Source organism: Candidatus Paraluminiphilus aquimaris (assembly GCF_026230195.1).
Taxonomy (GTDB): Bacteria; Pseudomonadota; Gammaproteobacteria; order Pseudomonadales; family Halieaceae; genus Luminiphilus; species Luminiphilus aquimaris.
Map to the genome: position 1 here is coordinate 1,728,346 of NZ_CP036501.1, position 24,821 is coordinate 1,753,166.

At 52.5% G+C, this 24,821-nt stretch carries 22 protein-coding genes; 6 read left to right on the plus strand and 16 right to left on the minus strand.

The window, feature by feature from the left end; translation table 11 throughout:
• Positions 1-32: 32 nt before the first annotated feature.
• The 3 genes from E0F26_RS07860 to E0F26_RS07870 all read right to left on the minus strand — a co-directional run bounded on the left by E0F26_RS07860 (position 33) and on the right by E0F26_RS07870 (position 1,696).
• The gene (locus tag E0F26_RS07860; protein WP_279241117.1) at positions 33-668 is read right to left on the minus strand and encodes a flavin reductase family protein; all 636 of its coding nucleotides are present in this window, start codon (positions 666-668) and stop codon (positions 33-35) included.
• Complete coding sequence (locus E0F26_RS07865; protein ID WP_279241118.1) at positions 665-1,072, minus strand: thiol-disulfide oxidoreductase DCC family protein; 408 nt, start codon at positions 1,070-1,072, stop codon at positions 665-667. Before E0F26_RS07865 ends, E0F26_RS07860 begins: the two co-directional genes overlap by 4 nt.
• Positions 1,073-1,150: 78 nt before the next feature.
• The gene (locus E0F26_RS07870) at positions 1,151-1,696 is read right to left on the minus strand and encodes a TlpA family protein disulfide reductase (protein WP_279241119.1); all 546 of its coding nucleotides are present in this window, start codon (positions 1,694-1,696) and stop codon (positions 1,151-1,153) included.
• A 306-nt stretch (positions 1,697-2,002) separates the two neighbouring features.
• Between E0F26_RS07870 and E0F26_RS07875 the strand changes: the two genes are divergently transcribed.
• Entirely contained in the window at positions 2,003-2,443 is a 441-nt protein-coding gene (locus tag E0F26_RS07875) for a type IV pilin protein (RefSeq protein WP_279241120.1), read from the plus strand.
• Positions 2,444-2,516: 73 nt separating this feature from the next.
• A complete protein-coding gene (locus E0F26_RS07880) occupies positions 2,517-3,284 on the plus strand; it encodes a hypothetical protein (RefSeq protein WP_279241121.1) in 768 nt (255 codons plus the stop codon).
• Positions 3,285-3,556: 272 nt separating this feature from the next.
• Here E0F26_RS07880 and E0F26_RS07885 read toward each other — a convergent pair whose 3' ends face one another.
• The 7 genes from E0F26_RS07885 to E0F26_RS07915 all read right to left on the minus strand — a co-directional run bounded on the left by E0F26_RS07885 (position 3,557) and on the right by E0F26_RS07915 (position 11,033).
• Positions 3,557-4,540: a hypothetical protein gene (locus tag E0F26_RS07885; RefSeq protein WP_279241122.1), complete on the minus strand. Its 984-nt coding sequence runs from the start codon at positions 4,538-4,540 to the stop codon at positions 3,557-3,559.
• A 14-nt stretch (positions 4,541-4,554) separates the two neighbouring features.
• Positions 4,555-5,052 (minus strand): hypothetical protein, encoded by a 498-nt coding sequence (locus tag E0F26_RS07890; protein WP_279241123.1) that lies wholly within the window; start codon positions 5,050-5,052, stop codon positions 4,555-4,557.
• A gap of 125 nt (positions 5,053-5,177) precedes the next feature.
• Positions 5,178-5,936 carry a PilW family protein gene (locus E0F26_RS07895; RefSeq protein ID WP_279241124.1) on the minus strand — a complete coding sequence of 253 codons (759 nt, stop codon included), beginning with the start codon at positions 5,934-5,936 and terminating at the stop codon, positions 5,178-5,180.
• On the minus strand, positions 5,930-6,433 hold the full coding sequence (locus tag E0F26_RS07900; RefSeq protein WP_279241125.1) for a pilus assembly FimT family protein: 504 nt from the start codon (positions 6,431-6,433) through the stop codon (positions 5,930-5,932). The genes E0F26_RS07895 and E0F26_RS07900 overlap by 7 nt, the downstream gene beginning before the upstream one ends.
• A gap of 128 nt (positions 6,434-6,561) precedes the next feature.
• Positions 6,562-8,709: a TauD/TfdA family dioxygenase gene (locus E0F26_RS07905; protein ID WP_279241126.1), complete on the minus strand. Its 2,148-nt coding sequence runs from the start codon at positions 8,707-8,709 to the stop codon at positions 6,562-6,564.
• 165 nt (positions 8,710-8,874) lie between these two features.
• The gene (locus tag E0F26_RS07910; protein WP_279241127.1) at positions 8,875-10,071 is read right to left on the minus strand and encodes a hydroxymethylglutaryl-CoA reductase; all 1,197 of its coding nucleotides are present in this window, start codon (positions 10,069-10,071) and stop codon (positions 8,875-8,877) included.
• A 2-nt stretch (positions 10,072-10,073) separates the two neighbouring features.
• Positions 10,074-11,033 (minus strand): NAD(P)H-dependent flavin oxidoreductase, encoded by a 960-nt coding sequence (locus tag E0F26_RS07915; RefSeq protein ID WP_279241128.1) that lies wholly within the window; start codon positions 11,031-11,033, stop codon positions 10,074-10,076.
• 172 nt (positions 11,034-11,205) lie between these two features.
• On the opposite strand from E0F26_RS07915, the gene E0F26_RS07920 reads away from it, so the two are divergent.
• Both E0F26_RS07920 and E0F26_RS07925 read left to right on the plus strand, forming a co-directional pair.
• A complete protein-coding gene (locus E0F26_RS07920; protein WP_279241129.1) occupies positions 11,206-12,996 on the plus strand; it encodes an ExeA family protein in 1,791 nt (596 codons plus the stop codon).
• Positions 12,996-14,024, plus strand: coding sequence for a general secretion pathway protein GspB (locus E0F26_RS07925; protein ID WP_279241130.1), 1,029 nt, complete (start codon positions 12,996-12,998; stop codon positions 14,022-14,024). Before E0F26_RS07920 ends, E0F26_RS07925 begins: the two co-directional genes overlap by 1 nt.
• A 234-nt stretch (positions 14,025-14,258) precedes the next feature.
• Here the strand turns inward: E0F26_RS07925 and E0F26_RS07930 are convergent, their stop codons facing one another.
• On the minus strand, positions 14,259-15,287 hold the full coding sequence (locus tag E0F26_RS07930; protein WP_279241131.1) for an NADP(H)-dependent aldo-keto reductase: 1,029 nt from the start codon (positions 15,285-15,287) through the stop codon (positions 14,259-14,261).
• A gap of 2 nt (positions 15,288-15,289) precedes the next feature.
• The gene (locus tag E0F26_RS07935) at positions 15,290-16,660 is read right to left on the minus strand and encodes an alkaline phosphatase (protein WP_279241132.1); all 1,371 of its coding nucleotides are present in this window, start codon (positions 16,658-16,660) and stop codon (positions 15,290-15,292) included.
• A gap of 211 nt (positions 16,661-16,871) precedes the next feature.
• Between E0F26_RS07935 and E0F26_RS07940 the strand changes: the two genes are divergently transcribed.
• Positions 16,872-18,128, plus strand: coding sequence for an ammonium transporter (locus E0F26_RS07940; protein ID WP_279243210.1), 1,257 nt, complete (start codon positions 16,872-16,874; stop codon positions 18,126-18,128).
• 65 nt (positions 18,129-18,193) lie between these two features.
• On the opposite strand, the gene E0F26_RS07945 is transcribed toward E0F26_RS07940, so the two are convergent.
• The 3 genes from E0F26_RS07945 to E0F26_RS07955 all read right to left on the minus strand — a co-directional run bounded on the left by E0F26_RS07945 (position 18,194) and on the right by E0F26_RS07955 (position 21,775).
• The gene (locus E0F26_RS07945) at positions 18,194-19,726 is read right to left on the minus strand and encodes a Ppx/GppA phosphatase family protein (protein ID WP_279241133.1); all 1,533 of its coding nucleotides are present in this window, start codon (positions 19,724-19,726) and stop codon (positions 18,194-18,196) included.
• Positions 19,727-19,798: 72 nt separating this feature from the next.
• Complete coding sequence (gene alr, locus E0F26_RS07950; protein ID WP_279241134.1) at positions 19,799-20,884, minus strand: alanine racemase; 1,086 nt, start codon at positions 20,882-20,884, stop codon at positions 19,799-19,801.
• Positions 20,885-20,911: 27 nt separating this feature from the next.
• Positions 20,912-21,775: an aminotransferase class IV gene (locus E0F26_RS07955; protein ID WP_279241135.1), complete on the minus strand. Its 864-nt coding sequence runs from the start codon at positions 21,773-21,775 to the stop codon at positions 20,912-20,914.
• A 92-nt stretch (positions 21,776-21,867) separates the two neighbouring features.
• Here E0F26_RS07955 and E0F26_RS07960 point away from each other — a divergent pair, with 92 nt between their 5' ends.
• A complete protein-coding gene (locus E0F26_RS07960) occupies positions 21,868-23,385 on the plus strand; it encodes an acyl-CoA synthetase (protein WP_279241136.1) in 1,518 nt (505 codons plus the stop codon).
• A 55-nt stretch (positions 23,386-23,440) separates the two neighbouring features.
• Here E0F26_RS07960 and E0F26_RS07965 read toward each other — a convergent pair whose 3' ends face one another.
• The gene (locus E0F26_RS07965; protein WP_279241137.1) at positions 23,441-24,802 is read right to left on the minus strand and encodes a GntP family permease; all 1,362 of its coding nucleotides are present in this window, start codon (positions 24,800-24,802) and stop codon (positions 23,441-23,443) included.
• Between the last annotated feature and the right edge of the window lie 19 nt (positions 24,803-24,821).

Sequence of the window (24,821 nt, forward strand, 5' to 3'; positions counted from 1 at the left end):
ATCGATATGGTCCGGCAACTTAAACCCACGTTTTACAGTAGTTCAGGTGGTCTATCTGCCTTGGCGTACGCATATCGTTGCCCTGGAGCCACCTCATGATAGGCGTCCAGTCCCACTGCCGCCACGAGACCCAGTGTGTGCAGGTCTACCGAGCCGTCGTCTCGAAGTGCGTCGTCGCTGAATTGAACACTCTCGACGCCACCTATGATTAGATGCGTCCCATTAATATCCAGAGGTTGGTGTTCTGCTAGTTTGAGACCGATCTGCAGCGGTGACTCCGCCACAAAAGGTGCTTTGATGGGCATCTGCCAGCTGGGCTCAAAACCACAGGCTTCAAACTCTGACTGTTCACGTGGGAATCGCGCTGATGTGTGATGCCCGCGCTGAGTCATCTCGGGTGTCAACGCGTTGAATGTGTACCATCCCGTATCAAGAATATTTTCGAGTGTATGACGTTCAGTGCCCTCAGGTGCGGGCCGGATGATCATGCCGAGAAGGGCAGGGACTGCGCCGACATGAAAACACGAGTTGATGGCTGAAAGGTTTGTGTGGCCTTTCGTATCCGCGGTTCCGGCTAGCACAACTGGTTTGTAGCCAGGAAGGCTGTTGATTAACGCCGCGCGGTACCGCCGGGGTAGCGCCTCAATCTCACGTTTTCCGAGAATCATTTTGCGGCCTGATTTTCTGTACTCGTCGCAGGGCGTTGGCGTTCTCCGTAGAGCCCCTCATAACGACGTTGTGCCCAGAAGGCATAGACCGGATCGACAATGTTTCGAATAACGGGCCAGCGTAGCCATGCCCACAGTGCACCAAATCGGGTGTGCTGCCAGGCCGCAACGTTCGCGTCGGCCCCGACTACCCACTTGTCACCTCGTTTGAGGTGTAAGTTCAAGAGTAGGTCTTCTTTACTTGGCATACCCTCAGACACCTCAATCCCGTGAATATCAACGAGAGCGAGGCTGTCTCGCTTCAGTTTTGCCAGATGTTTCATCTCGCGTGCGCACAAGGGGCAAGCGCCGTCGTAATAAAGGGTTTCCTGCTCGGTGTTGCATGACTCAGTGTCAGATTGCATAGCAAGGCTCTCGATGTCCGCAGACCTGTGTACAGGCCGCGAACTGTAAAGGCTCGCAACGCAAAGGGGGAGAACTGCTCAGGTCTCGTCCACCTCTGACGTCACCAGATCGGACAGTAAGCGTTTTATGCTCTCTGCAAGTTTGAGCTCATCACCGCGCTTAAAACCAATGTGAATCTCTCTGACACGACCCTGTCCGTCGAGTAAGTATCCAGAGGGCATACCATCAACGGCGAAGGTGCGTGCAATATCGCCCTCTGTATCGATGACGACAGGGTAGTCAACAGAGTAGCGCTTAAGAAAATCCCAGGCGTCCTCCTCGACTACGTCAATACTAATAGCAAGGAACTGCACGGGATCATCGGCAAACTGCGAATTCAGTGCATTTAATGCCGGCAGAGAGAGACGGCACGGCCCGCACCAGGACGCCCAGAAATCCACGTACGTGATCTTTCCACGGAAGTCCGACATCGACAAATTGCCCTTCGCATTTTGAATGGCCGGTAGGGTCCAATCTGGCGCTGGAATAGGGGGGTTCACTGTTACAACGGAGTTGCCACCTGCGCCGTAAGTTGCCACGGGCGAAGTTAGAAGTATGCCTAGCAGTAAAGCACGTAATTTCATTCAATAAGACTCGCTGTTTTTACTATCTACGTTACTAGGGACGGACTCGTTCAGCATTTTAACTTCTTACGCAAAGAACCGAGCTCGGGGGCTGAATCCGATTGTAGCGAAGTACTTAGGTTTCTTTGTCCAAGTCGTGTATTTGGCTTCGTCTGCGACCGTGCGATGTGTTTAAGCCCCGAGAGATTTAATGTCGCACTAAAAGAGAAATCAATGACAGTTCAGTGCAAAGTCGCTAATTTAAGCATTGAGAGTATGAAGAACACTTACGTGAGTGCCACCGTATATTGCGCCGAGGGGGAGGTAATGGCTTTTAAAAAAAGTCGCCAGCATGGCATGACGCTTTTGGAGCTTATGATCGTAGTGGCCATCATTGGTATCTTGGCGACTATCGCCATTCCGTCTTTTAACGATCAGGTTATGAAGTCACGCAGGGCTGAGGCCAGAAATGCATTGTTTGACGGTCAGTTGAAGCAGGCAGAATACTTTGCAAATAATTTCATGTATGGCTGGCGAGCCCAGATTGGCGCAGATGAATTCACCGCAAACAACTATTACCGTATTACCGTCAGGAAGCCCGATGGTGAAGACTTCACTACAGGTTTTGAAATGCGCGCGACACCGGTGAGCGGTGAAGGGCAAGAAAACGACGCTCCATGCACTGGTAGTAGCAGTCCTCTGTATTTTTGTGTTGATGAAACGGGGGTTATCAGCACTGGGGATTGTGCTCCACAGTCTTGTTGGTGATTACCAGTGCTTTACTTGCCTTATTCGTGGTGTTCGCTTGTAGTTGGGTTCGTTTGAGTCACTGGGGGAGCATATGCTTACTTTTGAAGTAAACGAGTATTTATTGCCAAAAAAGCTGTTCTGGTATTTGTGGTTTGTTTGCTGTGGATTAGTCGTGTGCGATTCCGTATTCACATTTCACGACGTCACGGGCTACTACGTTTTCTATCGTGTTTTCGATATGACAAGAGAGGAGAGCATCCCTAATTGGTATGCCTCAATTCTTCTATTCTGCATTTCACTCACCTGTGCTCTTACATACGCGATTCAAAGATATCGCGTTGAGAGACATGTCGCAGCGCCGTGGTTGTTTTTTAGCGCCTTTTTCATCTTTTTGTCGATGGATGATGGCGCAAAAATTCATGAGCGTCTGGGCAGTTTTTTTAGGGAACTTACGGAGGAGAGCAGTGGTATGTTCACAGTTTTCCAACCCCTGCTGGAGGGCGCATCTACTTACTCTTGGCAAGTCTTTGTATTGCCAGTCTTCCTCTTCTGCGCCTTTTTTATATTGTTATGGGGATTCAACAATATCTCGGTACCTGAAACACACCGATACATGATCTTGGGCGGATTCTTCATAGCAATTGCTTTGGGATTAGACTACTTCGAGGGTCTTGTCGATAACGAGGTGATTGATCTAGATGGAAGGGCTCTGTCTGTAGACGCCATAGAGCATTACCAGCGCGTCTTAGAAGAGTTTTTAGAAATAACAGGTTTTCTTTGTATCCTTCGCGGACTGTGGATACACCTATTGAGCTTGGAATCTCAAATAAGCCTGTCAGTACGTGAGGTTGGGAATTAGGTTTGATCATACGATTTCATACAGGCGTGCCTGCCGCGCATTTTCATGGCGCCGCCTAATTCATGGAACATTGATCACTGGGCTAAGGAAAGCAAACCAATATCCCGCGAAGCGATATGCACCGCAGTAAATGCAAGGGGACTTTATCGGTTGGTAGACACACCGGCGCGCCCACTGTCCAATCCGTTTGCTCCCACGCGATTTGAGTATAGATCGCCGATTAGGGTCGATGTTTCAAAACAACTTGATCGATACGAATACTTGCCCACAACCTAGCTATTGCTATTACTACTGCTACTACTACTGCTACTACTGCTACTGCTATTGCTACTACTTCCGTTGCAGCTTTTACTGCTTATGCCGCCACTACTTCTGCTGTTACTGCTACCACTATTTTTATCCCATGAAGGGCCTCTTGTGCACAAGCTCGCGTCGTTTGTCAGCTGGATATAAAATTTTTGTTTGTAGTCACTCGCAGTAAGATTAAACGTGACTGAACACATCCCGGAGCTAGCGGTACCATTGCCCGTGCAGTACATATTAGTGGGGTTCAAAGTAACGACAGAGGATGTGTCCTGAGATATTTTGTCGCGTTTACACTTCGCTTTCGAGGCTCCGCTCTTTGACCGTTCAAAATCGCAAAAAGATGTCGATATCGTGGCTACGAATTGCCCGTCGTTGGGGCAGGTCATGTCGGTCCCATAGATTTTTATCTCAGCATTTTTCCCCTTGCTACCCCATGACTTACTTTTGCTACTCCCAACGAAGGGTAGCGTCGTGCACGCGGGAATTGAGTCGTCGGTGCCCATGAACACTGACAGGGCCTCATGATCCCCCGCAATGGCCGTCTTTAAGGCGATCTTGTTAGTGCCATCCATAATGGCGTAGTCACCACTAGTCTTGATAGATAATTTTGTTCCGTCCTGTTCATAGGTCGCTTTTAATGCCGCTAGTTTTTCCTTATCTGCATCAAGAAGTCGCTGACGATCTATAGTACGGCCGGCATCATTATTTGCATTCGCAAGATTGAAGTTCTCCCCATCGGCATATACGTCATGTCTAGCCTTCTCTATTGACGAGACATTTTCCGATAGCATTGCGACCCTGGCGTCTCCTTTCGCTTTTGACTTGATCGTGTCTGAAGCCACGGTCAGACCCGTAACGACGACGACGGAAAGGGCTGCGGAGGCAAAGACCGTTTCGATCAAACTCATGCCTCTGACGTACTTCAAATACCGCTTCATGTGTTTACTCATTCAGTTTTCTCCAGTTAAGGGAGGGCACACGGTGCTAGTCGATCACTCCAAGTGGCCGGCAACAGGTATACAGTGTTCGAGCTATCCACTTCGACGCTTACTATTTGCGAGACGGTAGCGGAGGCTACACGATAGGCAGCGCTAGCGTAAATTCTGTAAAGATATCGCGTTTCACTACCTACTGTGTTGGCCCCTAGTGGTTTAGCTCGGTAACTTGCAGTTGCTTCAAGGTCCGTATCAATTTCCACGTTATCAAGCATTACCTCGAAACAGTTTGAGGTAGCGTCAAGACCACTTCGGGTTTCCATCTCCGTTATCGAGTCTTGTAGCGCCACCTCTGCAGCATAGAGCGAAGTTGTGAGAGCTTGTGAGTAGCCCGCCGAGCGGAAGTTGTCCACCGTGGCGACGATCATGCTTCGTGTGGCAAAGAGCGATAATATCGCGAGTATGCTAACGACTGCTGTTGTAACGTAACCCGAAGAACAGCCGTTTGCAGCGTCTTTACTACCCAAGCGTCTAGTCGCTTTTGTTGCTACTCTTCTGCAAAAATAATGAGCATACGTTCGAGAGGGAGCTTTCGGCACCGTTATGGAATCGCGGCTTTGCAAGTCGCTTTTAATGGATGAATCTGGGTTTATCATGGCGTTGCCCCCGTCAAAAGAGGGTTGCGGGGTGTCACCAAAATTTCGCTGAAATAGGCCGACGTGGTGTCATCACACACTACCGCATCAGAACCAGGTGGAAGCGCGCATAGCTCTAGTTGCCATAGTTGTTCGATTAGGCAGTTGTTTGCCCTGCTTGAGTTGTAACACTCTGCTTCGGTCAACGCCGACAGTGTCGGAGAATCTGCATTTACGAAGGCGTCGTTACCGTCTTTGGTAACTTTGAGTGACTGAAACTCTAAAATGTCAGACACAGTGAGGTCGGACCAGGTTCCACTGTCACAAGCCACACTAACTCCTCGGCTGGTTTGCACAATATCACTCTGAATTCTAAAGCCGTATTGATAGTAGACCTCGTTTATATCTGAGGGATCTGAGCCTGTAGCCGTTCCGATCTCGAGAATAACGCAATTAAGTGATGTGTTTGGAAAGACAGCAGCGGCATAAGCTTCCGCTGTGGGGGCTGATGTATTGTTGTAACCGCCAGTCGTCGTCAGGTGAGTCGTAACGTTCGACAGTGAGCCCAGATAGCCAGATTCCCTGATCGCAGAACTGATCACATACTCGGTTTTTGTGAATTGCTCCGTTCTAAGCGCACTATTTTGCGCGTTTATGGTTGTCCGGTAGGTGATTGTGTAATGCGTGGCTGCGGCAAGGACAATAAAACTACTCACCGCTAACGACACCATTAGCTCCGTGAGACCCACGCCTTTTTGCACTGCCGCTATCAACATGAGGCACTCGAATCTAGAGTTCCGACATTCCAGATACCCGTGGTGCTGTGGCTAATAGTGACCTTTCCCGCTGAATTACAAAACGCAATGCTGCCTGCTGTAGAGTCTGAGAATTGCCGCAGGTTATCCTGTGACATAGACATCTCCGCCGGACTGAAAGTAGTCGACAGCTCAATCCCGTCAGCAAAATCCGCATAGCTTCTCGTTAGGTCATTTGTTCCGTCAGCCCCAAGATCTTTATCGACTGACCATTGATTTCCTGTTGTAAACGAGATCGTTGCAGTACCCGTGGCGCCAGTTGCGAGGACATCCCTCTGAGCTTGTCTGAGATCGGTGACAACAGTTTCAACAACAAGACGTAGGCGAGCTTGCGCAATAGAGCTCGTAAAGGATGGGATCGCGATGCTTGCTAGAATCGCTATGATGGCAACCACTACCATGAGCTCGAGTAGCGTAAACCCTTGCTGGTTTATTTCCTCTAAAGCATCTCTCGTCATGATTGTGTGCGCTGATAAAAGATGTATAGAGTGTGTCTGTTTGCGCCATAGAAGCAAATAAACCGTGTCAAAAATGTGACGTTTGTAATGGTTTTGGATATTAAATGAACGTTTTTAGGTGAGATGGCTCACCGCTTTTTGCTTCGTACACTGATCATTTGATTAAAGGCTTCACTGGCCCTGTCATGCGCAGGTTTTATGTAAGGGGCGGTTTTTACATGGTCATAGTGGTGCCGCATGGCCGGGTTCGCCTCAAAAATAACAAGTTTTCCGTCAGGGCCGACAGCGAAGTCGACGCCGCAAAAGTCGAGGCCAATGTCACTGAGAAAGGCGAGTAATGCGCTGTAGTGGGTGGCGCCAAGGTAGGCAGCGAGGTCATTAAGGCAGCTTGCCTCGTCTTCCTGCATCCACGTTTGTTCACTCATGATCTTCAAGCGATCACCACGGCGACCGACCTCCCAATGCTTTGCGCGCAGTAGGTGGACAGGATAGAGGTCCCCATCGATGTAAAAGCCCCTAATTTTGTGAAATACACCCTGTTCGTTAGCAACGTTAATAAATTCGGTCACGTAAAGGTCTCTCATCGAGGAGAGTCCCTCCAGCGACTCGCGCAGCGCCGTGTCAGTGTCGCACTTGCTTAATGTCGAGCCCGTGTGTGTTCCGACCGATCGAACTAGAAGTGGGAACGTCAATTCCGACTTGATCTGTTTGACCAGCTTGGCTACGTCAAAGAGGGCCGATCCGAGATAGCGATTTGTCCTCCCGGATCTGAGGTGGGGCGATGCGTTGGCAAGCTTGGCTATATTGTCGCGGGTGCTGCGACGCAGCGCAGCGGGTTCATTGATCACCCGGGTCACGCCGTGATTGGCGATGAAACCTTCAAGCCCTAAAAGCGCGTTAGGTGAGGCGTCAACGTCACTGATCGCGTTAAATAAGACGTCAAAACGCGGCAAGTTTGCACCACTGAATGCGAGGTTGGCCGCATTACCAAGCGTTATGTGGAAACGCGCTTTATCGATCCAGTACTTAGTCGATATTTGACCGCCCACCAGCCGTGTTTTTATCGCGCCGTCATCTGCGAATCGAAACTTAACTTTTGTTCCCTCAAAGGCTCGAACCTTTAACACCACAGGTTTGAGGGATTCGCGACCCGCCTTCAAAAAAGGTCGAGCGGCGGCAGCATTCTCTAGCAAGGCCGCGGCTTTAGCGTCCTCATTACCGCGAGTGGCGAGCGCACTGAGAAAGTAGGGTACGTCGAAACCCGGGTCTGGTTTTTGGGCCATTAGCTGTAGCAATGATTGAGCTTTGGTGAACTGTTTAGCCCTTAATGCTTTCCTGACGTCTGTCATCGATGATTCGGGCGTTAACGACTCAGTGCTTGAAGCTACTGAACTGGGTGTTGTTAAGGCATCAAAGCTGACTCTCTCATCGCTGCGTAAAATACGCGCCTGGGTTTTGCGCCCCTGTTCCTCAAGACGAGACGCGCCCTGGATCACTCTTTGTCGGATGTGTTCTGTCGGCAGCCCATCCGCATTCAGGGCGCGATGGCATGAGGTGAAGTCAGTTCTTAATCGATAGCGGATCATCAGACGATCGCTGTCTTCTGCCAAGGCAGTGCGACCGTGAAGCACTTTGCAATTATTGATTAACAGTGTTTCACCCTTTTGGAGTCGAAACGAGCGGTGCGCCGAGAGGTGAGTGATTGCCGCATCGAGAGCCGACAAGGCGGTTATTTGCTGCGCTGACAATGAGGCACCGAGTTCCAGACTTCGGTCCAACTGTTTCCGGTAGTAGCTGATGCGAGTTTCGTCGCTAGCAGACCCTGTCTCTAGAATCGGTTTTGGGTGCCTACCCATTGGCCAGATAGGCTGTCGTAGGAGTTCGGCTGTCTCGCTATCGAGTAAAGGTAGCAGCTCATCGATGACCACCATCTGTGTTTCACCCCCGGATTCATCGGGGCGTGACATGCCAAAGATGACAATAGAGTGTGGATTCTTTTGTTGACTGGAGTCGGTGTGGGGCTCGAGCGCGATGGTAGTCCGGCTGTAACGTGTAACGGCGTCTTCGACCGAGGAGGCTTTTGGGTTGACGGTAACCCTAGTGGCACCGAGCCGGGAGGGCAGCTCCCCGCTGATTGAACCGATGCACTCCAACGCGAAAGCAATGGCACTCGCCTCTTGCCACGACGCATGACCCTTTGTGGGGGGCATGACCATGTAATAGGGGAAGGTCGTAAGCGCCTCGAGTATTTCTCGTGATTTTGCGAGAACATCCATTTCCGTAGCCTAGCTCAGGGCACAGGTGATTAGTACAGCTTGTTTGGAAGCAACGGCAACTTTTTTTGGGGACCACAAAGAGAGACGGACCACATAGCGAGACATACCCATAGCCACAAAAAAGCCGGCGTCTTGCGAGGCCGGCTTAGCGAGCAGTTCTGCGACTTAGCGATTTCTACCCAGACGCTCGTGCGCATCAACCCATTCGTTGGTCCGCGTTGCTTTATCGACCCGGGTTGCGGCAGCGAGTGAGAGCTCGCCTGCGACCACAAGACCCGCCGCGATTTCACAGAGCTTCAATGCACGATCTTTACCAAAGCAATCCATCATCTCAAGGCACTCACGTTGCGTCGGCAAATTCGTCCCGCCGCCATAGCTCGCCATAATGATCGAGGGAAGGGTAATGGAGAAGTAATGATCGCCTTCACGCGTCATGCGCTGATACACAGTGCACTGGTTGGACTCTCCGATGTTAGCGAGGTCCTGTCCGGTTGCGGCGTACAGTGCGGCCAAACCGTTTGCAGGGTGGCTTGCGTTATTAGAGCTTGAGGTCGTTAGCGCGGACAACGTAGTGATTTGATAGCCGTATTGCATCTGCTCCGGCGTGATACGGAGGTTGTCCATCAGGACCTTACGAGGAATGGTAACCTCGGCAGTCACACGACGGCCTCGCCCCTTGAGCATATTGACGGCTGAGGTTTTCTTTTCTGTGTCCCAGTTGCCCGAGAGCATGTAGTTCTTGAGTGCGCCCGGGTAGTTCTTACGAATCCACTCACACGCAAAGAACGTCGCTCGGCTGGTCATATTTTGACCTGCAGCATCGCCAGTAGAGTAATCAAACCGGCAGGCCACGAAGTTGTGAGTATGGTAGTTCTCAAGTTCTAAGAGCTTACCCACTGACGTCGTGCTCTCTGCCTGCTCCTTTATGACCTCGAAGTTGGCTCGAAGCCATACTTGGAAGTCGCGGGCCTCACGCGCATCGTTGAAAATAAATAGGGGTGCGCGCTGCATAGACTCCGCAGAAACGGTTGTCTTTACGCCGCCTGACTCGCGAATCACTTTCATGCCGCGGTTGTAACTGGCAAGCATGGTGCCTTCCACGGTTGCCATGGGAACGAAAAACTCACCTTTGGCGTATTCGCCATCGACTAAAAGCGGACCTGCGATACCAATGGGTATCTGCGAGACGCCCCAGATATTTTCAATGTTGCCCGACATGACATGCGGATCATACGAAAACTGCTTGGTGTGATTGAGCGTTACACCGGTCTCCGCCTCGATGAATGCTTGTCGCTCGGCAATAATCTCAGGACTGTAATCGTCCTCCCGTGAGCGAGGAATCTTGGCGCGTTCGTCACTCATAATTACAGAATCCGTGCTTTGGCGGCGTTGTATTGGTTGACTAAGGTTGCGATGTATTCGCCCGCTGTTTCACGTGCTTTTACCGCGCCAATGCCTTGACCTGAACCCCAAATATCTTTCCAGGCTTTGGCGTCAGTGTTGCCACCAGAACCAAAGTCCATCTTAGTTGGATCGCTTTCGGGAAGGTTGTTGGGGTCAAGACCTGCGTTCTCGATGGAGGGCTTTAAGTAGTTGCCATGAACCCCGGTAAACAGGCTGCTGTAAACGATGTCATCGGCGCCACAGTCAACGATGGCTTGCTTGTATCCTTCGTCCGCGTTGGCTTCTTCGGTCGCAATAAAGGCAGAACCGATGTAGCCCATATCGGCGCCCATCGCTTGCGCCGCCAGCACTGAATCACCCGTGGCCATAGACCCTGACAGCAAAAGAGGACCGTCGAACCATTCACGGATTTCCTGAATAAGGGCAAAGGGAGAGAGCTGGCCTGCGTGGCCACCTGCACCGGCCGCTACCGCAATAAGGCCGTCTGCGCCTTTGCTCACCGCGCTCTTAGCGAAACGGTTGTTGATGATGTCGTGAAGCACGATGCCACCCCAGCCGTGAACCTGATCATTCACCCATTGCTTTGCACCAAGGGAAGTAATGATGACGGGCACCTCGTACTTCTCGCACATGTCCATATCGTGCTTAAGACGGGCGTTAGAGCCGTGAACAATTTGGTTAACCGCAAAAGGCGCGGCTTTATTGTCCGGGTTGTTCTTGTCGTGATCTTTAAGTTCTGAGGTGATGCGCTCCAGCCACTCTTCCAGCACGGGCTCGGGACGGGCATTGAGCGCAGGGAAGGAGCCAATGACACCGGCCTTACACTGTGCGATCACGAGATCAGGGTTCGAAATAATGAACAGTGGTGAACCAATAACGGGGATCGACAGGTTGTCTTTTAGAATTGCAGGTACGGCCATGTGAGTCTCCAAATAACGCAGGAATTGCTGTCGCGGTGGACAGTCGACAATTTTTTCGGATTTGAACTTACAGTATGTTTTTTTGGCCAGCAAGCCAACACGTCATGATTCCTCGTGTTCATCATCATTTTGCCCGTGCATAATGTTGTCACTTAGCCAGTGGCGAGCACTTATGTATCACCAGCACTTTGGACTCAACGAGGCCCCGTTTTCTATCGCGGTGAACCCTCGCTATTTGTTTATGAGTCAGCGACACAGGGATGCGCTTGCGCATCTTCTCTACGGCGTGAGCGGTGGCGGTGGATTCATTTTGCTAACCGGGGAGGTGGGGACTGGGAAGACAACGGTCAATCGTTGCTTGCTCGAGCAGTTGCCCGATACCACTGACCTGGCCATCATTTTAAACCCCGCATTGAGCGCCGTGGAGTTGTTGGCCACTGCCTGTGATGAGCTAAAGATTGACTACCCTCGTGGTACGCAAAGCCTCAAAGAGTTGACGGACGCTTTGCACCGGTACCTGCTTGATAACTATGAGCGCGGCCGAAAGACCGTTCTTATGATTGATGAGGCGCAACACCTTGATTTTAATGTGCTCGAGCAGATTCGGTTACTTACAAACCTCGAAACCAATGATGAAAAATTGCTACAAATTATTCTCATTGGCCAGCCTGAACTAACAGAGAAATTGTCTCGTCCCGAGCTACGCCAACTGAATCAGCGGATTACGGCGCGCTATAACCTTCAGCCACTGAACCTGCAGGAGACAACCGCGTACATCAAACACCGGCTGGAGGTAGCGGGATTGCGAGGTGGTGTAAGCCTTTTTGAGACTGCAGCGATCAAGCAGATCCATGCCCTGACGCGGGGGATTCCAAGATTAATCAACGTGCTTTGCGATCGTGCGTTGCTGGGTGCTTACGGTCAGCAGCGTGGAGGTGTGAATAAAAAGCTAATCGCCCAGGCTGCATCGGAGGTGTTTGGTGGGCCAGCCACCCAGCCTTCATCTTCCCCGGCCCTTCCTCTATGGATTTTGCTGGTGACGGTCATTGCGATTGCGGGCCTGGTCATTGGAGTGTGGATCAGCCAAGCGAGCGGGCCTTTAGACAACGCGGACAGCGTATCTTTGAATGACGAGCCACCGGTAGAGGGCGAGCCCAAGCTATCCTCAAGTTCAGCACCAACTGAGCCTGCTGAGTTAGTCCCTTCAACCTCATCATTACAACCCCTACAGCCAACACCCGCGGTCGGTGACACAACAAATCGTGCTGTCGTCGAAAGCGACGGTGCTGCAACAGTCTCGCCAGCGGTCTCGACACCGCGGTGGCAACTCAGTTTACAAGAGGCGAGTAATGTTCTTTGGCAAGCGGCGATGGATTCGCCCGTCCCGACATCAGTCTGTCCACCCCCTCAAATCACCGGTTTACAATGCACCCGTGAAACTGTTCAGGTTTGGAATGAGTTGATAAAACTAAACCGACCCGTTCTATTGGAAATGGTGACTGAAGATAAATTTGCCGCTGCGGCCTTTGTATTGTCTTTTGCTGACGCTTCAGCACTCACCTGGACGCGCGAGGGGCTTTTAGAGGTCTCGTTGGCGGAGCTTGCTAAACGATGGTCTGGGGGTGTGCAATATCTATGGCAGCCGCCCAAAGGTTGGAAGGGCAGCGTGGGACTCGGTGATAAATCGCCCATTGTGAACGTGCTTGCTCAGATGTTTGCAACGCTTGATGGCATGAGCGTGTCAGAGGTTAAGGCTTACGGTCCGGCTCTAGAAGCTCGCGTTCGACTGTTTCAGGAGGCTGAGGGTCTTGTTTCCGACGGTGTTGTTGGCGAACAAACAATACTGAGACTGAATGATCGCTTGGGTATTGGCTTAACGTCACAACGAGCGGTTAATAGAAGCGCAATGTGGCCCGTTGAAGCGGCGAGTGCGAACACTCCAGACCTGCGAGATCTGCGCTGATGTCGATGATTCTTGATGCGATGAGGCGTTCAAAGGAGGGTGAGACGAATGGCTCAGATGTCCCAACCGTTGATACCGTACATTTCATGCCAGAGCCTGAGCCGCGGTTCTCTCGATGGCAGCTGCTCGTTTTGATTGCCGTTTTAGTGGCGCTTATTGGTATCTCAGTTGGGGTGCTTTCCCCGTTTGAAGGCGAGTCTCGGGCTGGGAGCGGCACAGCGACTAACTTGACGCCCACTCATCCCACAACGGACGCCCGGGCGCCTAGTAAGGCGCCAGCTGAGTTGTTATCTCAACGGCCGGGTGCTCCTCAAAAGCCGGTCGACGCGGCCCGTCCTTCCGGCGATGAGCGCCCGAGTAAAGCGCGGGAATCTGCCGCGACTGCTCAAGTGGGTCGTTCTTTGCAAAGCACGAATTCAACGCCCGAGACAGAAGGTGAGAGCAGGGGGCAGCCGGTCAGTGGGCGCACGCTGGACACCGCCCCAGTTGCCTCTGAGCCACCACGTCCGAATTTGCTTGATGCATCCGGGGCACGGGTTAGTGCAACAGTGCCGCGCAAATCTGCGCCTAAAACTGAAGAGCTTGAGTCGATTTATCGTGCAATGCAGGAAGAGGCGAGCGATGTCACGCCTTCAGAGGGTGGGGGCAAAAGCGCATCGATAGCGGAGCAGAAGCCTGGTGAGGGGGCATCACCGTCTGAGGAGAGCGAATCTCCACCCATTGATTTTGCAGATATCCTAGCCGCTGCACAAAATGAGTTCGGTGTGACGCCTTTAGTAGAGAGTACTGAGCCGTTGCTAGAAACCCTGTCTCAACAGGTTAAGGACGATATTCCATCGCTGATTTACAGCGAACATAACTATGACCCGTCGGGCGACTCTTTCGTGATCCTAAACGGAAAATCACTTAGAGAGCGTCAACGCGTGGGTGCGTTTACCGTAATCGATATCCTGCCCGACAGTGTGGTGCTGCGATGGCGTGAGACTCAATTTAGGGTCCGTGCGAGAAATAGCTGGATAAATATGTAGTTATGAAGGCCTGTCAGTCCGGGCACGTCTGTAAAAGTAAGCCTCGCCACAGAGCAGGCGTTTATACCAAGTGGGGACTGTTGTGACTGTTGTGACTGTTGTGAATGTTGTGACAGTTGTGACGCCACGCGACCCGAGCTACGCCACACCTTGGCAAATCCGCAAGATGTTTCACGAGCAGCCCCTTTTGAGAGGGCTCAGCCCGTGTTGCTGATGGTGCCAGACTTACGGCATTTAGGGTGCGGGGTTTGGAATGCGTTGTTGTATTGCCTCAATGCCCTTTAAGACCTCTTTGTCTAGCGTCACATCGAGACTGTCTATGTTCATTTTCAGCTGTTCCATGCTGGTGGCACCGATAATATTGGTCAGTACAAAGGGGCGCGTATTCACAAAGGCAAGTGCCATATGCGTTGGGTTCAAGCCATGCTGGTCAGCAAGCTGAAGATATTGTTCGGTTGCTTCGAGCGTTTCTGAGCCGTCGTATCGTGTGAAGCGCTCAAACACAGCCATTCGCGAGCCCTCGGGCTTGGCACCATGTCGATATTTGCCTGTGAGCAAACCCATACCGAGGGGTGAATAGGCGAGAAGTCCTACATCCTCTCGGTGAGACACCTCGGCCATAGCAATTTCATAGGTTCTGTTTAGAAGTCCGTAAGGATTTTGAACGCACTCAACCCGCGGCAGGCCCTCGCGGTCAGCAAGCTCCAAAAACTTCATGGTGCCCCAAGGGGTTTCATTGGACAGGCCAATTGAGCGGATCTTGCCAGCAGACACGAGCTCTTGGAGCGCGCGCAGCGTCTCTTCGATGGGTGTCTCAGGTTGGTCGCGATGGAAATAGCCCCGCTGGCCAAAGAAGTTGGTGTACCGGTCGGGCCAATGGAGCTGATAGAGATCAATGCAGTCTGTTTGCAGTCGCCGTAGCGAGCCGTTAACCGCCTCGACAAGTTGCTCTTGAGTGAAGCGAGGTCCGCCTCTCAAATAATGGAACTCTGGGTTAGGGCCTGCCGCTTTGGTGGCCAGCACATACTTGTCGCGCAGGCCTGTTTTTTTAAACCAGGTGCCAATGTATTCCTCTGTGCGCCCCTGCGTCTCAGCGCGTGGTGGCACCGGATACATCTCGGCCGCATCCAGCATATTGATGCCCCGATCGAGAGCGTAGGAGATCTGCTCGTGCGCCTCAGCCTCGGTATTTTGTTGACCCCACGTCATGGTCCCGAGACAAATTTTTGAGACTTCTTTTGAGTCGATAGTTCGTAAGGTCATGGTTACAACTCCAAGTATTGCATCATTGCTTGATAGATTTCGCGCTGCCGCATAAAGGGCGTGAGTACCGCATTGCCTTGCTCGTTGGCAAAGAGAGGTACATTCGCGCCCGTGTGCTCTTCAGAGCGGATGTTGTTGGTTGCGTAATTGATACGCATTAGAGAGCCCTCTGGCGTCTCTACTCGGGCGACTTTGCCGGGACTAAAGACCGGTATAGGAAGCCCCGTATACAGGGTTGGATCGGGGACGATTTGTGCCGCTTGAGCGTGATCTGCGGTCACAATAACCAGCGTGTCAGGGTTGCGCGCCGCATAGTCGTTGACGACCGAGAGAGCCCGCTCGAGTTGCTCTATTTCACCAATAGACCCACAGGGGTCACGGACATGACTTTGCTTATCGATCGATGCGGACTCAATGGTCAGAAAAAACCCTTTTTCGTTATCGCGGCTCAGGTGATCAATAGCGAAACGGGTCATGGTCTCAAGAGGTGGTATCGCCTCAAATGACGGGTTGTCTACACAGGCAATCGTGTCTGGTTGGGTAATGGAGCCGATCATTTCGTGTGCGAGGTTGAGCCAGCTGCGTTCGATATCCTCGGCAGAGCGGCCGTTCGACCCCTGCCATTTTACGGGCATCGTATCTTCGGCGAAGAGCCCGACCACGCGCCCCACATAGCGATCGTCGAGCTGGTCTTTGCGGGTCAACACGGTCGCGCCAGCTTCAGTGGTCATATCGAGGGCGCTGGGGTTGTTTTCGAAGCGAGCCGCAAAGTGCTCCATGCCACCCCCTAAGATCAGATCGACATTGGCATTTGCGAGTTGCTCCGCTATTGACCCTGCGCCGCCGTTTTCGACTAGGTCGCGTGGGCATCCCTCAAAGGTAACACCATATTTTTTTCCGCCTCTGATGGAGACGGGGTTCTCACAGGCCCTCACCCCTACGTGCGCTGCAAACGCGGCAGGTGTTGCGTCGGTAACAGAGGCAGTGCTGACGATACCCGTCTTGTAGCCGACGGCCGCGGCGGCTTCTAGTACCGTTTGGACCCGTTCGTCGTCTCTGTCTTTACCGACACGACCAATTATCGTAACCGCACCCGTGGCAAGTGTCGTGGCGGTGTTCGCGGAGTCTGCAACATAAATAGCGCTTCCCGCTGCATCGACCGTTTCGACTTGAACGGCGCCCCTGAAGGGCATTGTGTCTAAGATCAAGGTGCCGCTTTGGCCCGATAGATAGTTTCGGCCCATGGTGACGTGCTGATCATCAAAGCCATCGCCAATAATGAGAATGACGGATTTAGGGTTGGCGTTTGCGAGCGGCCCCATTGCGAGACAAGCAAAAGCCGCGAGCAGGGCGGGAGCGTTGAATAATTTCATGCGTTAGAAATCCGCAGGCAGTGGTGTGAAGCGCAAGAGCATAAACCCATCACGTTCGGATAAAAACCCTGACAAGGCGGGCGAGGCTTGAGACAAGGTGGTCGCAAGGAAACGTCTGATATGCCATTATCCGGCGCTGGTTTGATTGGAGGTCCCTCTGGTGAGAAAGTTTCGAAAAAACACCCAAGCGATAATCGCGACGCCTTTGCTTATGTTCGCGCAGCCTAGCTTAGCTGCAGACACTGGGCACACAGCGTGGATGCTCACCGCGACAGCACTTGTGCTGTTCATGACCATCCCTGGCTTGTCCCTTTTCTATGCCGGCCTTGTGCGTGCAAAGAACGTACTCTCTGTCTTGATGCAGTGTTTCGCCATAACGGGGCTGATGTCGCTGCTCTGGTTCGTGGCGGGCTACTCGATTGCTTTCGGCACCGATGGCGTAGAGCCGGGCGCCTATATTGGTGATATGGGGAACTTGTTCCTGGCTAATGTCTCTTTGGATTCAGTGCGCAACGGCATTCCAGAAACCTTGTTCGTTATGTTCCAAATGACCTTTGCGGTCATTACACCCGCCTTGATCGTTGGTGGTTTCGCTGAGCGAATGAAGTTCTCAGCGATGCTCCTTTTCAGTGCGGCTTGGATGCTTTTGGTTTATGCCCCCGTTTGTCACTGGGTTTGGGGCGGTGGCTGGCTCGGTAATATGGGACTGCAAGATTTCGCGGGTGGAACCGTTGTCCATATCACGGCGGGGGTTGCTGCTCTGGTTGCCGCTGTCATGATGGGACCGCGCCGCGGATTTGGTCAAACGGCTATGCCCCCTCATAACCTAACCATGACTGTGACCGGCGCGGGTATGCTCTGGGTAGGCTGGTTTGGGTTTAATGCAGGTTCAGCGCTGGCGGCAGACAACAGCGCCGCTATGGCCATGTTAGTCACGCACCTCTCTGCGGCTTGTGGCTCGCTTGCGTGGATGACCATGGAATGGATTCGCCACGGCAAGCCCTCGGTGTTGGGTATCGTTACCGGTATGGTTGCAGGGTTAGGTACGATCACACCCGCTTCGGGCTCGGTCGGGCCGGCAGCGGCGGTTGTCATTGGTCTATCGGCAGGTGTGGTTTGCTACTTTGCGACGATCACACTCAAAAACACACTCAAGGTCGACGACAGCCTCGATGTTTTCCCCGTGCACGGTGTCGGCGGCATTTTGGGTACGATCTTGATTGGTGTCTTTGCCGCACCATCGCTGGGTATCTTCAGTGGAAACGGTTTCTCTGATGGTGTCAGCTCGATGGGCGGACAGCTTTATATTCAAATTTTCGGTGTCGTCGTGACGTTCGTGTTCGCCTTGATCGGAAGTTGGCTGCTTCTCAAGGTAGTCGATCAGCTTGTTGGCCTGCGCGTGGATGACGAACAGGAAACCGAAGGTCTGGATCTTGTTTTGCACGACGAGCGAGGTTACGACCTCTAAACGGCTTGCTCAGCCATGGGGCAACGTGTCGGCTTCGGCGGCGTTGCCTCGCGCCTTACCTAGAGTTACTCCGCATCTTTAGGCATTTCAACTGAGATGCCTAGCTTCTCAAACACCGAGAGCGATTCAGCGACTTCCCAGATAGTAAGCGGGTGAGATTCCCTCCAATTCTCACTGAAACTGACTTTCAACTTATCCCCCTTTGCCTGTGCAGAGAATTCAGGATGGGCGGGTGGGGCATCAGCGTGTTTTAAGGTGACCGCCAATCGAAGTAGAACAAGCATTCTCGCCAGTTTTTGTTGCTTACCTCGCGGAATGTCATCCAGAAGGTAGCTTGGTAGTTTTCCTCGATGTCCGCGCAATAGCCGGCTGATAAAAATTTGGTCACCTTGTGAGAAGCCTGGCATGTCAGAGTTTTCAATGAGATAGGCCGAGTGACGGTTGTAATGTTTCTGTGAAATGGCGATGCCAATTTCGTGCAGCCTTGCAGACCAAGAAAGTAGATCGATATCGTCCTCGTCTAGATTCCAGGCGCCTGCCGTCTGGGCGCAGAGGTGTCGCGCGTAGGTGCCCACCATATCTGAATTTGCCGTGTCCGCGGCGTATCGTTGAATCATGGCCTGTACGGTCCGCTCACGGACGTCCTCATGGCTACGTCGGCCAATCAGGTCATAAATAGCGCCCTCTCGAAGGGCTCCGCTGGAGGTTCGCATGATGTCGACTTGCAGCACATCAAAGATCGCAAGCGTAATGGCAACCCCCGCAGTAATGACGCCTCTGCGCCGTTCATTGAGGCCTTCGAGATCAATCTCCTCAACGGACTCAAACTGTAAGAGTGCTTTTCTTAATTTTTTTAGTGACTTTCGATCGATGCCGTCGTTGCGCCACCCGGCAGCTGAGATGAGTAATTCCACAGCTTGAAGTGTGCCTGAGGAGCCCACCGCTTCTGCCCAGTTTCGTCGCCTGAAGTGGCGCCTGATGTGAGACACTTCGATGCATGCTTGCTCATACGCGCGCTTGAACCGCTTCTTATCGATTTTGCCGTCAGGGAAAAACTGCTCGGAGTAACTGACGCACCCGAGCTGCAAACTTTCAAGCCGCTTAGGCTCGAATTGCGTACCCAAAATGAATTCCGTGCTACCGCCACCAATGTCGACAACCAGTCGGCTACGCTCGTCATCGGCGAGCGTATGCGCAACGCCCAAATAGATGAGTCTCGCTTCTTCCCTCCCGTAGATGACGTCGACCGGCACCCCAAGAATCGCCTCGGCGGGATCGGTAAACACATGACGGTTATGGGCCTGCCGCAGCGCGTTTGTTCCGACAGCGCGGATTTTATCGGGCTTAACCGACGCCAGGAGTTGTTGGAAGCGTTCAATGCAGGCCAACCCTCGCTGGACAGCATCGTCCGTCAGTTGATGGTTCTTCAGTCCCTTACCCAACTGCACTTTCTCGGCGAGAACGTGAAGTGGGCGAATTTCTCCGTGCTCCAAACGCGCAACAATGAGATGAAACGAGTTGCTACCAATATCAATGGCGGCAAAAACGGGCTCTGCCGAAGGGGCGTCAACGCTGGGTTGGTTACTGTCGGTGCTCACATCAGACGTCCGCGACTACTACCAGCACAAGCATATAGGAATCCGTAATCTCACTGGACATAAAAACGCGCATTAGCGATTAAATAGTCGGGGTGTGCGGTCAGTGATCCGTGTGCACAATTCATAACCTATTGTGTCACAGTGAGTGGCGACCTCATCGATTCTCGGTGAATCCCCCCATAAAGTGACCTCGGTACCAAATTCAATGTCAGGCTTATCTGTAACGTCTGCCGTAATCATATCCATCGATACTTTGCCCGCGAGCAAAATCGTACCGTAGGGCGTTCCGATGGGGGTTCCATCTGCCGCGGATCGAGGGTACCCATCGCCGTAACCGACCGGTATGGTGGCGATGCGGCTTCGTCGCTTTGCCACCCATCTACCGCCGTATCCCACTGTTTCACCGGCCTCGATCCAGCGCGTTGCCATGATTCTGGACGAAAAGGTCATGACCGGGCGTAAATCTAAGGTAGGAGGGGGGGCGACTAGGGAGCCACCGTAGAGCGAATAGCCAAGGCGTACCCATGACTCTTCAAACGACAGCTGGCCCACGGTGCCCGCGGAATTTGAAAAGCTGGCGTTGGGATAGCCATCACTCGCCCCCGTATTTCGCTCCAGCAAATTCTGCCAGCGTTGTTTTTGACGATGATTGAGCGTGGAGTCACTGTCCTCAGCGTCTGCGAGGTGACTCATAAGCGTAATGCGCTGTATGCCCATAGCGGTGAGTACGGCGTTAATCTCGCCAACTTCTTGGGGATCAAAGCCAAGCCGATGCATCCCTGTATCGACTTTTAGCCACACGTGCTCAAGATTGGGTGTTTGATGTTGTAACCAGTGTATCTGCTGTCGATTTGATAGGGCAGGCCACAAGCCATAACGCGCGATCTCGGTCAGATCATCACTCGAGTGAGGGCCTTGAAGCACAAGGATCGGCTTGGTAATGCCTGCTTCTCTCAAAGCGATAGCTTCTTCTGTGAGGGCAACAGCGAAGGCGTTTATTTGGTTCTCCAGCGCCTTTGCACACCCTAGCGCCCCGTGACCGTAGGCATTTGCCTTGACTACAGCCATTGTCTTTCGCGGCCCGGCGAGACGACTTAATTGCGTGAGGTTATGCTCAAGGTGAGCAAGATCAATAATAAAACGACTCGGACGGGGCATCTCAGCAGACTCTCGCTTCTTCGATGCTCAGGCGAAGTCGTCAAAGCGGTGCTGAGCAAACAACGCTTGTGCCGCAGACCATACAGGCCCCGGTTTCCCGGTCCCGACACTTTGACCGTCAATTAATACAACGGGTTCAAGTTCTTTGGTCGAGCTGCTCAACCACACTTCATCCGCACTCATAACGTCTCGGCGTGAGATGGTTTCTTCGCGCACCTCAATCGAACTGTGTCGTCTCAGAATGGCCAGTGCCATATCTCGGGTTACGCCCGCTAGTTTGTGGTTGTCGAGCGCAGGGGTGCGAACGACACCTTTTGTGACGACGAACACGTTACAGGCGGCGGCCTCAGTTAAATTATCCTCAGCGTCAAAGAGAAGGATTTCACCCGCGCCAGACTCTACTCCTTCCATCATGTGCAAAACATTGCCCAGCAGAGACGTGCTCTTAATGTGGCAACGCTGCCACCTAAGGTCTCTACCTGAACTTACCTGCCATTGGGTGACGGTTTCACTGTTTCCATTGTCGGGCTCTGGAATATCAAACGTGTAGGCAAATATTGTCGGCGTCGGTGATTTTGGGAACGCGTGGTTTCGCTTCATCGTGACGCCGCGGGTAACTTGCAGGTAGATACCCAAATTACCATTGCCGTTTCGCGCTAGAAGCTCGTCAAAGATGGCTTTAAGGTCAGTCCGGCTCCAGGGAGTATCGATGCCAATCTCGCAAAGACCCTTTTCAAACCGAATAAGGTGGAGCGCTGTACCGATGGTCTTACCGCCATAGGAGGGGATGACTTCATAGATGCCATCACCGAACAAAAAGCCGCGATCCATAGGTGAAATTTTTGCTTCTTCCAGCGGAATATACTCGCCGTTAAGGTAAGCGATTGTCATTTTCGGATCCTTCACTCAGTAGGGCTTTTTTCGGGCTGTGCAATCGCCTTATAGTAGTGCAGCGAAGCGTTACATAAAAAGGATAAAACACAATGCCGACAATTACTGAGCAAGCACGCGCCACCCCCGATAAGCCCGCTTTCATTATGGGGGCTTCCGGTGAGGTGGTTACCTTTGCCGAACTCGATGCTAAGGCCAACCAGATTGCTCAGTTATTGCGGGCATCAGGGATTCAGACGGGTCAACATATCGCCATGATGCTCAAGAATTGCCGAGAATTTATAGAGGTTGTTTTTGGCTGTTCAAGGGCAGGCGTGGTGTTTACCCCCATTAGTACGCACCTTAAAAAAGAAGAAACCGCCTACATTATCAATAACTGTAATGCGCGTTTATTCATTGCGTCGGCATCATTGGCGGACGTGGCGACAGAGGCCGCAGAACATGCGCCAGAGCTTTTAAGAAAGTTCATTGTCGGTGGTGAAACCGCCGGTTTCGAGGATTGGCAGAGCGCCGTAGCCTCACAGCCGAGCGATGAGATTTCCGATCAGAGTCTCGGGGTGCCGATGCTGTATTCATCGGGTACGACCGGCAAACCCAAGGGTATTTTTCGAGCGCCGCAGAATACGGATCTCGATGCGCCACACCCGCTCAAACTGGTGGGTGCCTACTACGGCTTCAGCGATGTCACCGTTTATTTGTCACCCGCGCCGCTCTACCATTCGGCACCCCTCTTTTACAACACGTTGAACATGACGGGTGGCGGCACATCGGTCATCATGGATCGTTTTGACCCCGAGCAAGCACTAGCATTGATCGAGCGCTATGAAGTAACCCATAGCCAGTGGGTTCCATCAATGTTTATCCGCATGCTTAAGTTGCCCGAAGGTATTCGCGAGCGCTACGACGTCTCAAGTATGCAACGTGCAATCCATGCCGCGGCGCCATGCCCCATCGATATTAAACGACAGATGATCAACTGGTGGGGTCCTGTTATCTGCGAATATTATTCATCGACTGAGGGCGTCGGTTTTACGCTGATTGACTCGGAGGATTGGCTCGCCCATCCGGGATCGGTGGGCCGGCCTTTGACCGGCGTGCCGAAAATTTTAGATGACGAGATGAAGGTTTTACCCCCGGGAGAGGTCGGACAGATTTATTTTGATGAAATCGGTCGTTTTGAGTATTTCGATGAGCCGGGCAAAACCGACGAGGCTTTTGATACACGAGGCTGGGGAACGGTAGGGGATATGGGTTACCTCGATGCGGACGGGTATCTCTATCTGACTGATAGGAAGAACTTCATGATCATTACGGGTGGCGTCAACGTCTATCCCGCCGAGATCGAGGGTTTGTTGGTAACGCATCCGCAGATCGCCGATGCGGCCGTATTCGGCATCCCGAACGAGGAGTACGGCGAGGAGGTGAAGGCGGTCGTGCAGCTTCTGGATCATGATGAGGCCGGCGACGCGTTAGCCGGCGATCTCATTTTGTGGATGAAAGAGCGACTGTCCTCTGTAAAAGTCCCTAAAAGTGTCGATTTTATGGAGCAACTGCCGCGTATGGATAACGGCAAGCTCTACAAGCGGCACCTGATGGAGGCTTACAAGTGATCCTTGGGCAGCGAAACGGACTGATTAAGGCGGCGAGAGCCGCCTTTTTAATGGCTCATCGGACACCAAGGGTGGCGGCGACCATAATGGTTAAGGTGGCGATGACGGGAATAACAACCGTGATCACCGCGGTATCACGATAGGCTTCTTTGTGGGTTAGCTGCGTGATGGTAAGCATAGTAATCACCGCACCGCAGTGAGGGAGAGAATCGAAGCCGCCCGCCGCCACCGTTGCCACGCGGTGCACCACTTCGGGATCTAAGCCCATCGCGATGTAATCTTGGGCCATGGTCTGCATGAAAATTTGCAAGCCCCCTGACGCTGAGCCGGTTATCGCCGAAATGATACTAATTGAGCCAAACAGGGAAAGAAGCGGAGGTAAACCCGAATTCATGACGATGTCACCGAACTGCTGAAATCCTGCGGTTTGAACCACAACACCGCCGTAGCCGATGATGGCGGCGCTATTGAGCATTGGCATTAATGAATCGTTAGTCCCGTTCCCTAAGGTGGTAAAGGCGGTCTCTCTAATATTTCGGAACAGGCCAAGGCACAAAATAGTACCAATCCCGAGTGAGATGCTTGGCCACATAATGGGTTGGCTTCCCGCGAACGCCATGAGTTCACCCAGCTGACCTCCACTTGATGGGACCAACCGAGGAGAAATAATGAGGCCTATGACGACAAACAGGGGTAAGACGGCCGCGCCCCATGTGGGTAGATTGTCGTCTGCCGCTTCTTGCAGAACATCCCGCGGGCCAGGGACGAAGCCTTCACCGGCGGCTTTTGCCTGTACCCGTTGGTACTCGAGATACCAGATGCCCAGACCAATCATGACTGCGGCGGCGAGAAGGCTAAGCCCCGGCGCGGCAGTCAGCGAAGTGCCGAGTGCGGAGGCCGATATCGCGTTGTGAATTGAAGGCGTACCGGGCAACGCTGTAAGCGTGAATGTTCCAGCGCCGAGTGCGAGTGCGGCACAGAAGAGCCGCTTGGGTATATCTGCCTCTCGAAGCAACTGAAGACCAAGCGGGTAGACCGCAAAAATAACCACGAAGACAACAACACCGCCGTAGGTCAGTGCCGCACAGGCAAGGGTTGTAATGATCAAGGCTTTGTCGGCGCCGAGCTTTCGAACAAGCGCCATGGCAATACTGGCCGCTGCACCGCTATCGCCCATCGCTCGGCCGAAAATCGCACCGGCGGCAAATAAGAAGAAAAACTTTCCCGCAAAGGTAAAAGCCCCCAATGGGCCTGCAGCAAACCCTGTGAGTAACGAGTCGGCGAGGGGCATTACGTTAGTAATGATAACAACCAGCGCGCTGAGAATGGCCGCAAACATAATGTCCACGCCACGTAACGCCATCCATATCAGCAGTGCAACACTCCCTATCAAACCGAGGTAGCCGATGATCTCCATCTTGAATCCCTTTTCAATT

Coding starts and splice junctions, on each gene's coding strand:
- E0F26_RS07860 (WP_279241117.1), bottom strand. CDS start 668: ATGATTCTCGGAAAACGTGAGATTGAGGCGCTACCCCGGCGGTACCGC.
- E0F26_RS07865 (WP_279241118.1), bottom strand. CDS start 1,072: ATGCAATCTGACACTGAGTCATGCAACACCGAGCAGGAAACCCTTTAT.
- E0F26_RS07870 (WP_279241119.1), bottom strand. CDS start 1,696: ATGAAATTACGTGCTTTACTGCTAGGCATACTTCTAACTTCGCCCGTG.
- E0F26_RS07875 (WP_279241120.1), top strand. CDS start 2,003: ATGGCTTTTAAAAAAAGTCGCCAGCATGGCATGACGCTTTTGGAGCTT.
- E0F26_RS07880 (WP_279241121.1), top strand. CDS start 2,517: ATGCTTACTTTTGAAGTAAACGAGTATTTATTGCCAAAAAAGCTGTTC.
- E0F26_RS07885 (WP_279241122.1), bottom strand. CDS start 4,540: ATGAGTAAACACATGAAGCGGTATTTGAAGTACGTCAGAGGCATGAGT.
- E0F26_RS07895 (WP_279241124.1), bottom strand. CDS start 5,936: ATGTTGATAGCGGCAGTGCAAAAAGGCGTGGGTCTCACGGAGCTAATG.
- E0F26_RS07900 (WP_279241125.1), bottom strand. CDS start 6,433: ATGACGAGAGATGCTTTAGAGGAAATAAACCAGCAAGGGTTTACGCTA.
- E0F26_RS07905 (WP_279241126.1), bottom strand. CDS start 8,709: ATGGATGTTCTCGCAAAATCACGAGAAATACTCGAGGCGCTTACGACC.
- E0F26_RS07910 (WP_279241127.1), bottom strand. CDS start 10,071: ATGAGTGACGAACGCGCCAAGATTCCTCGCTCACGGGAGGACGATTAC.
- E0F26_RS07915 (WP_279241128.1), bottom strand. CDS start 11,033: ATGGCCGTACCTGCAATTCTAAAAGACAACCTGTCGATCCCCGTTATT.
- E0F26_RS07920 (WP_279241129.1), top strand. CDS start 11,206: ATGTATCACCAGCACTTTGGACTCAACGAGGCCCCGTTTTCTATCGCG.
- E0F26_RS07925 (WP_279241130.1), top strand. CDS start 12,996: ATGTCGATGATTCTTGATGCGATGAGGCGTTCAAAGGAGGGTGAGACG.
- E0F26_RS07930 (WP_279241131.1), bottom strand. CDS start 15,287: ATGACCTTACGAACTATCGACTCAAAAGAAGTCTCAAAAATTTGTCTC.
- E0F26_RS07935 (WP_279241132.1), bottom strand. CDS start 16,660: ATGAAATTATTCAACGCTCCCGCCCTGCTCGCGGCTTTTGCTTGTCTC.
- E0F26_RS07940 (WP_279243210.1), top strand. CDS start 16,872: ATGTTCGCGCAGCCTAGCTTAGCTGCAGACACTGGGCACACAGCGTGG.
- alr (WP_279241134.1), bottom strand. CDS start 20,884: ATGCCCCGTCCGAGTCGTTTTATTATTGATCTTGCTCACCTTGAGCAT.
- E0F26_RS07955 (WP_279241135.1), bottom strand. CDS start 21,775: ATGACAATCGCTTACCTTAACGGCGAGTATATTCCGCTGGAAGAAGCA.
- E0F26_RS07960 (WP_279241136.1), top strand. CDS start 21,868: ATGCCGACAATTACTGAGCAAGCACGCGCCACCCCCGATAAGCCCGCT.
- E0F26_RS07965 (WP_279241137.1), bottom strand. CDS start 24,802: ATGGAGATCATCGGCTACCTCGGTTTGATAGGGAGTGTTGCACTGCTG.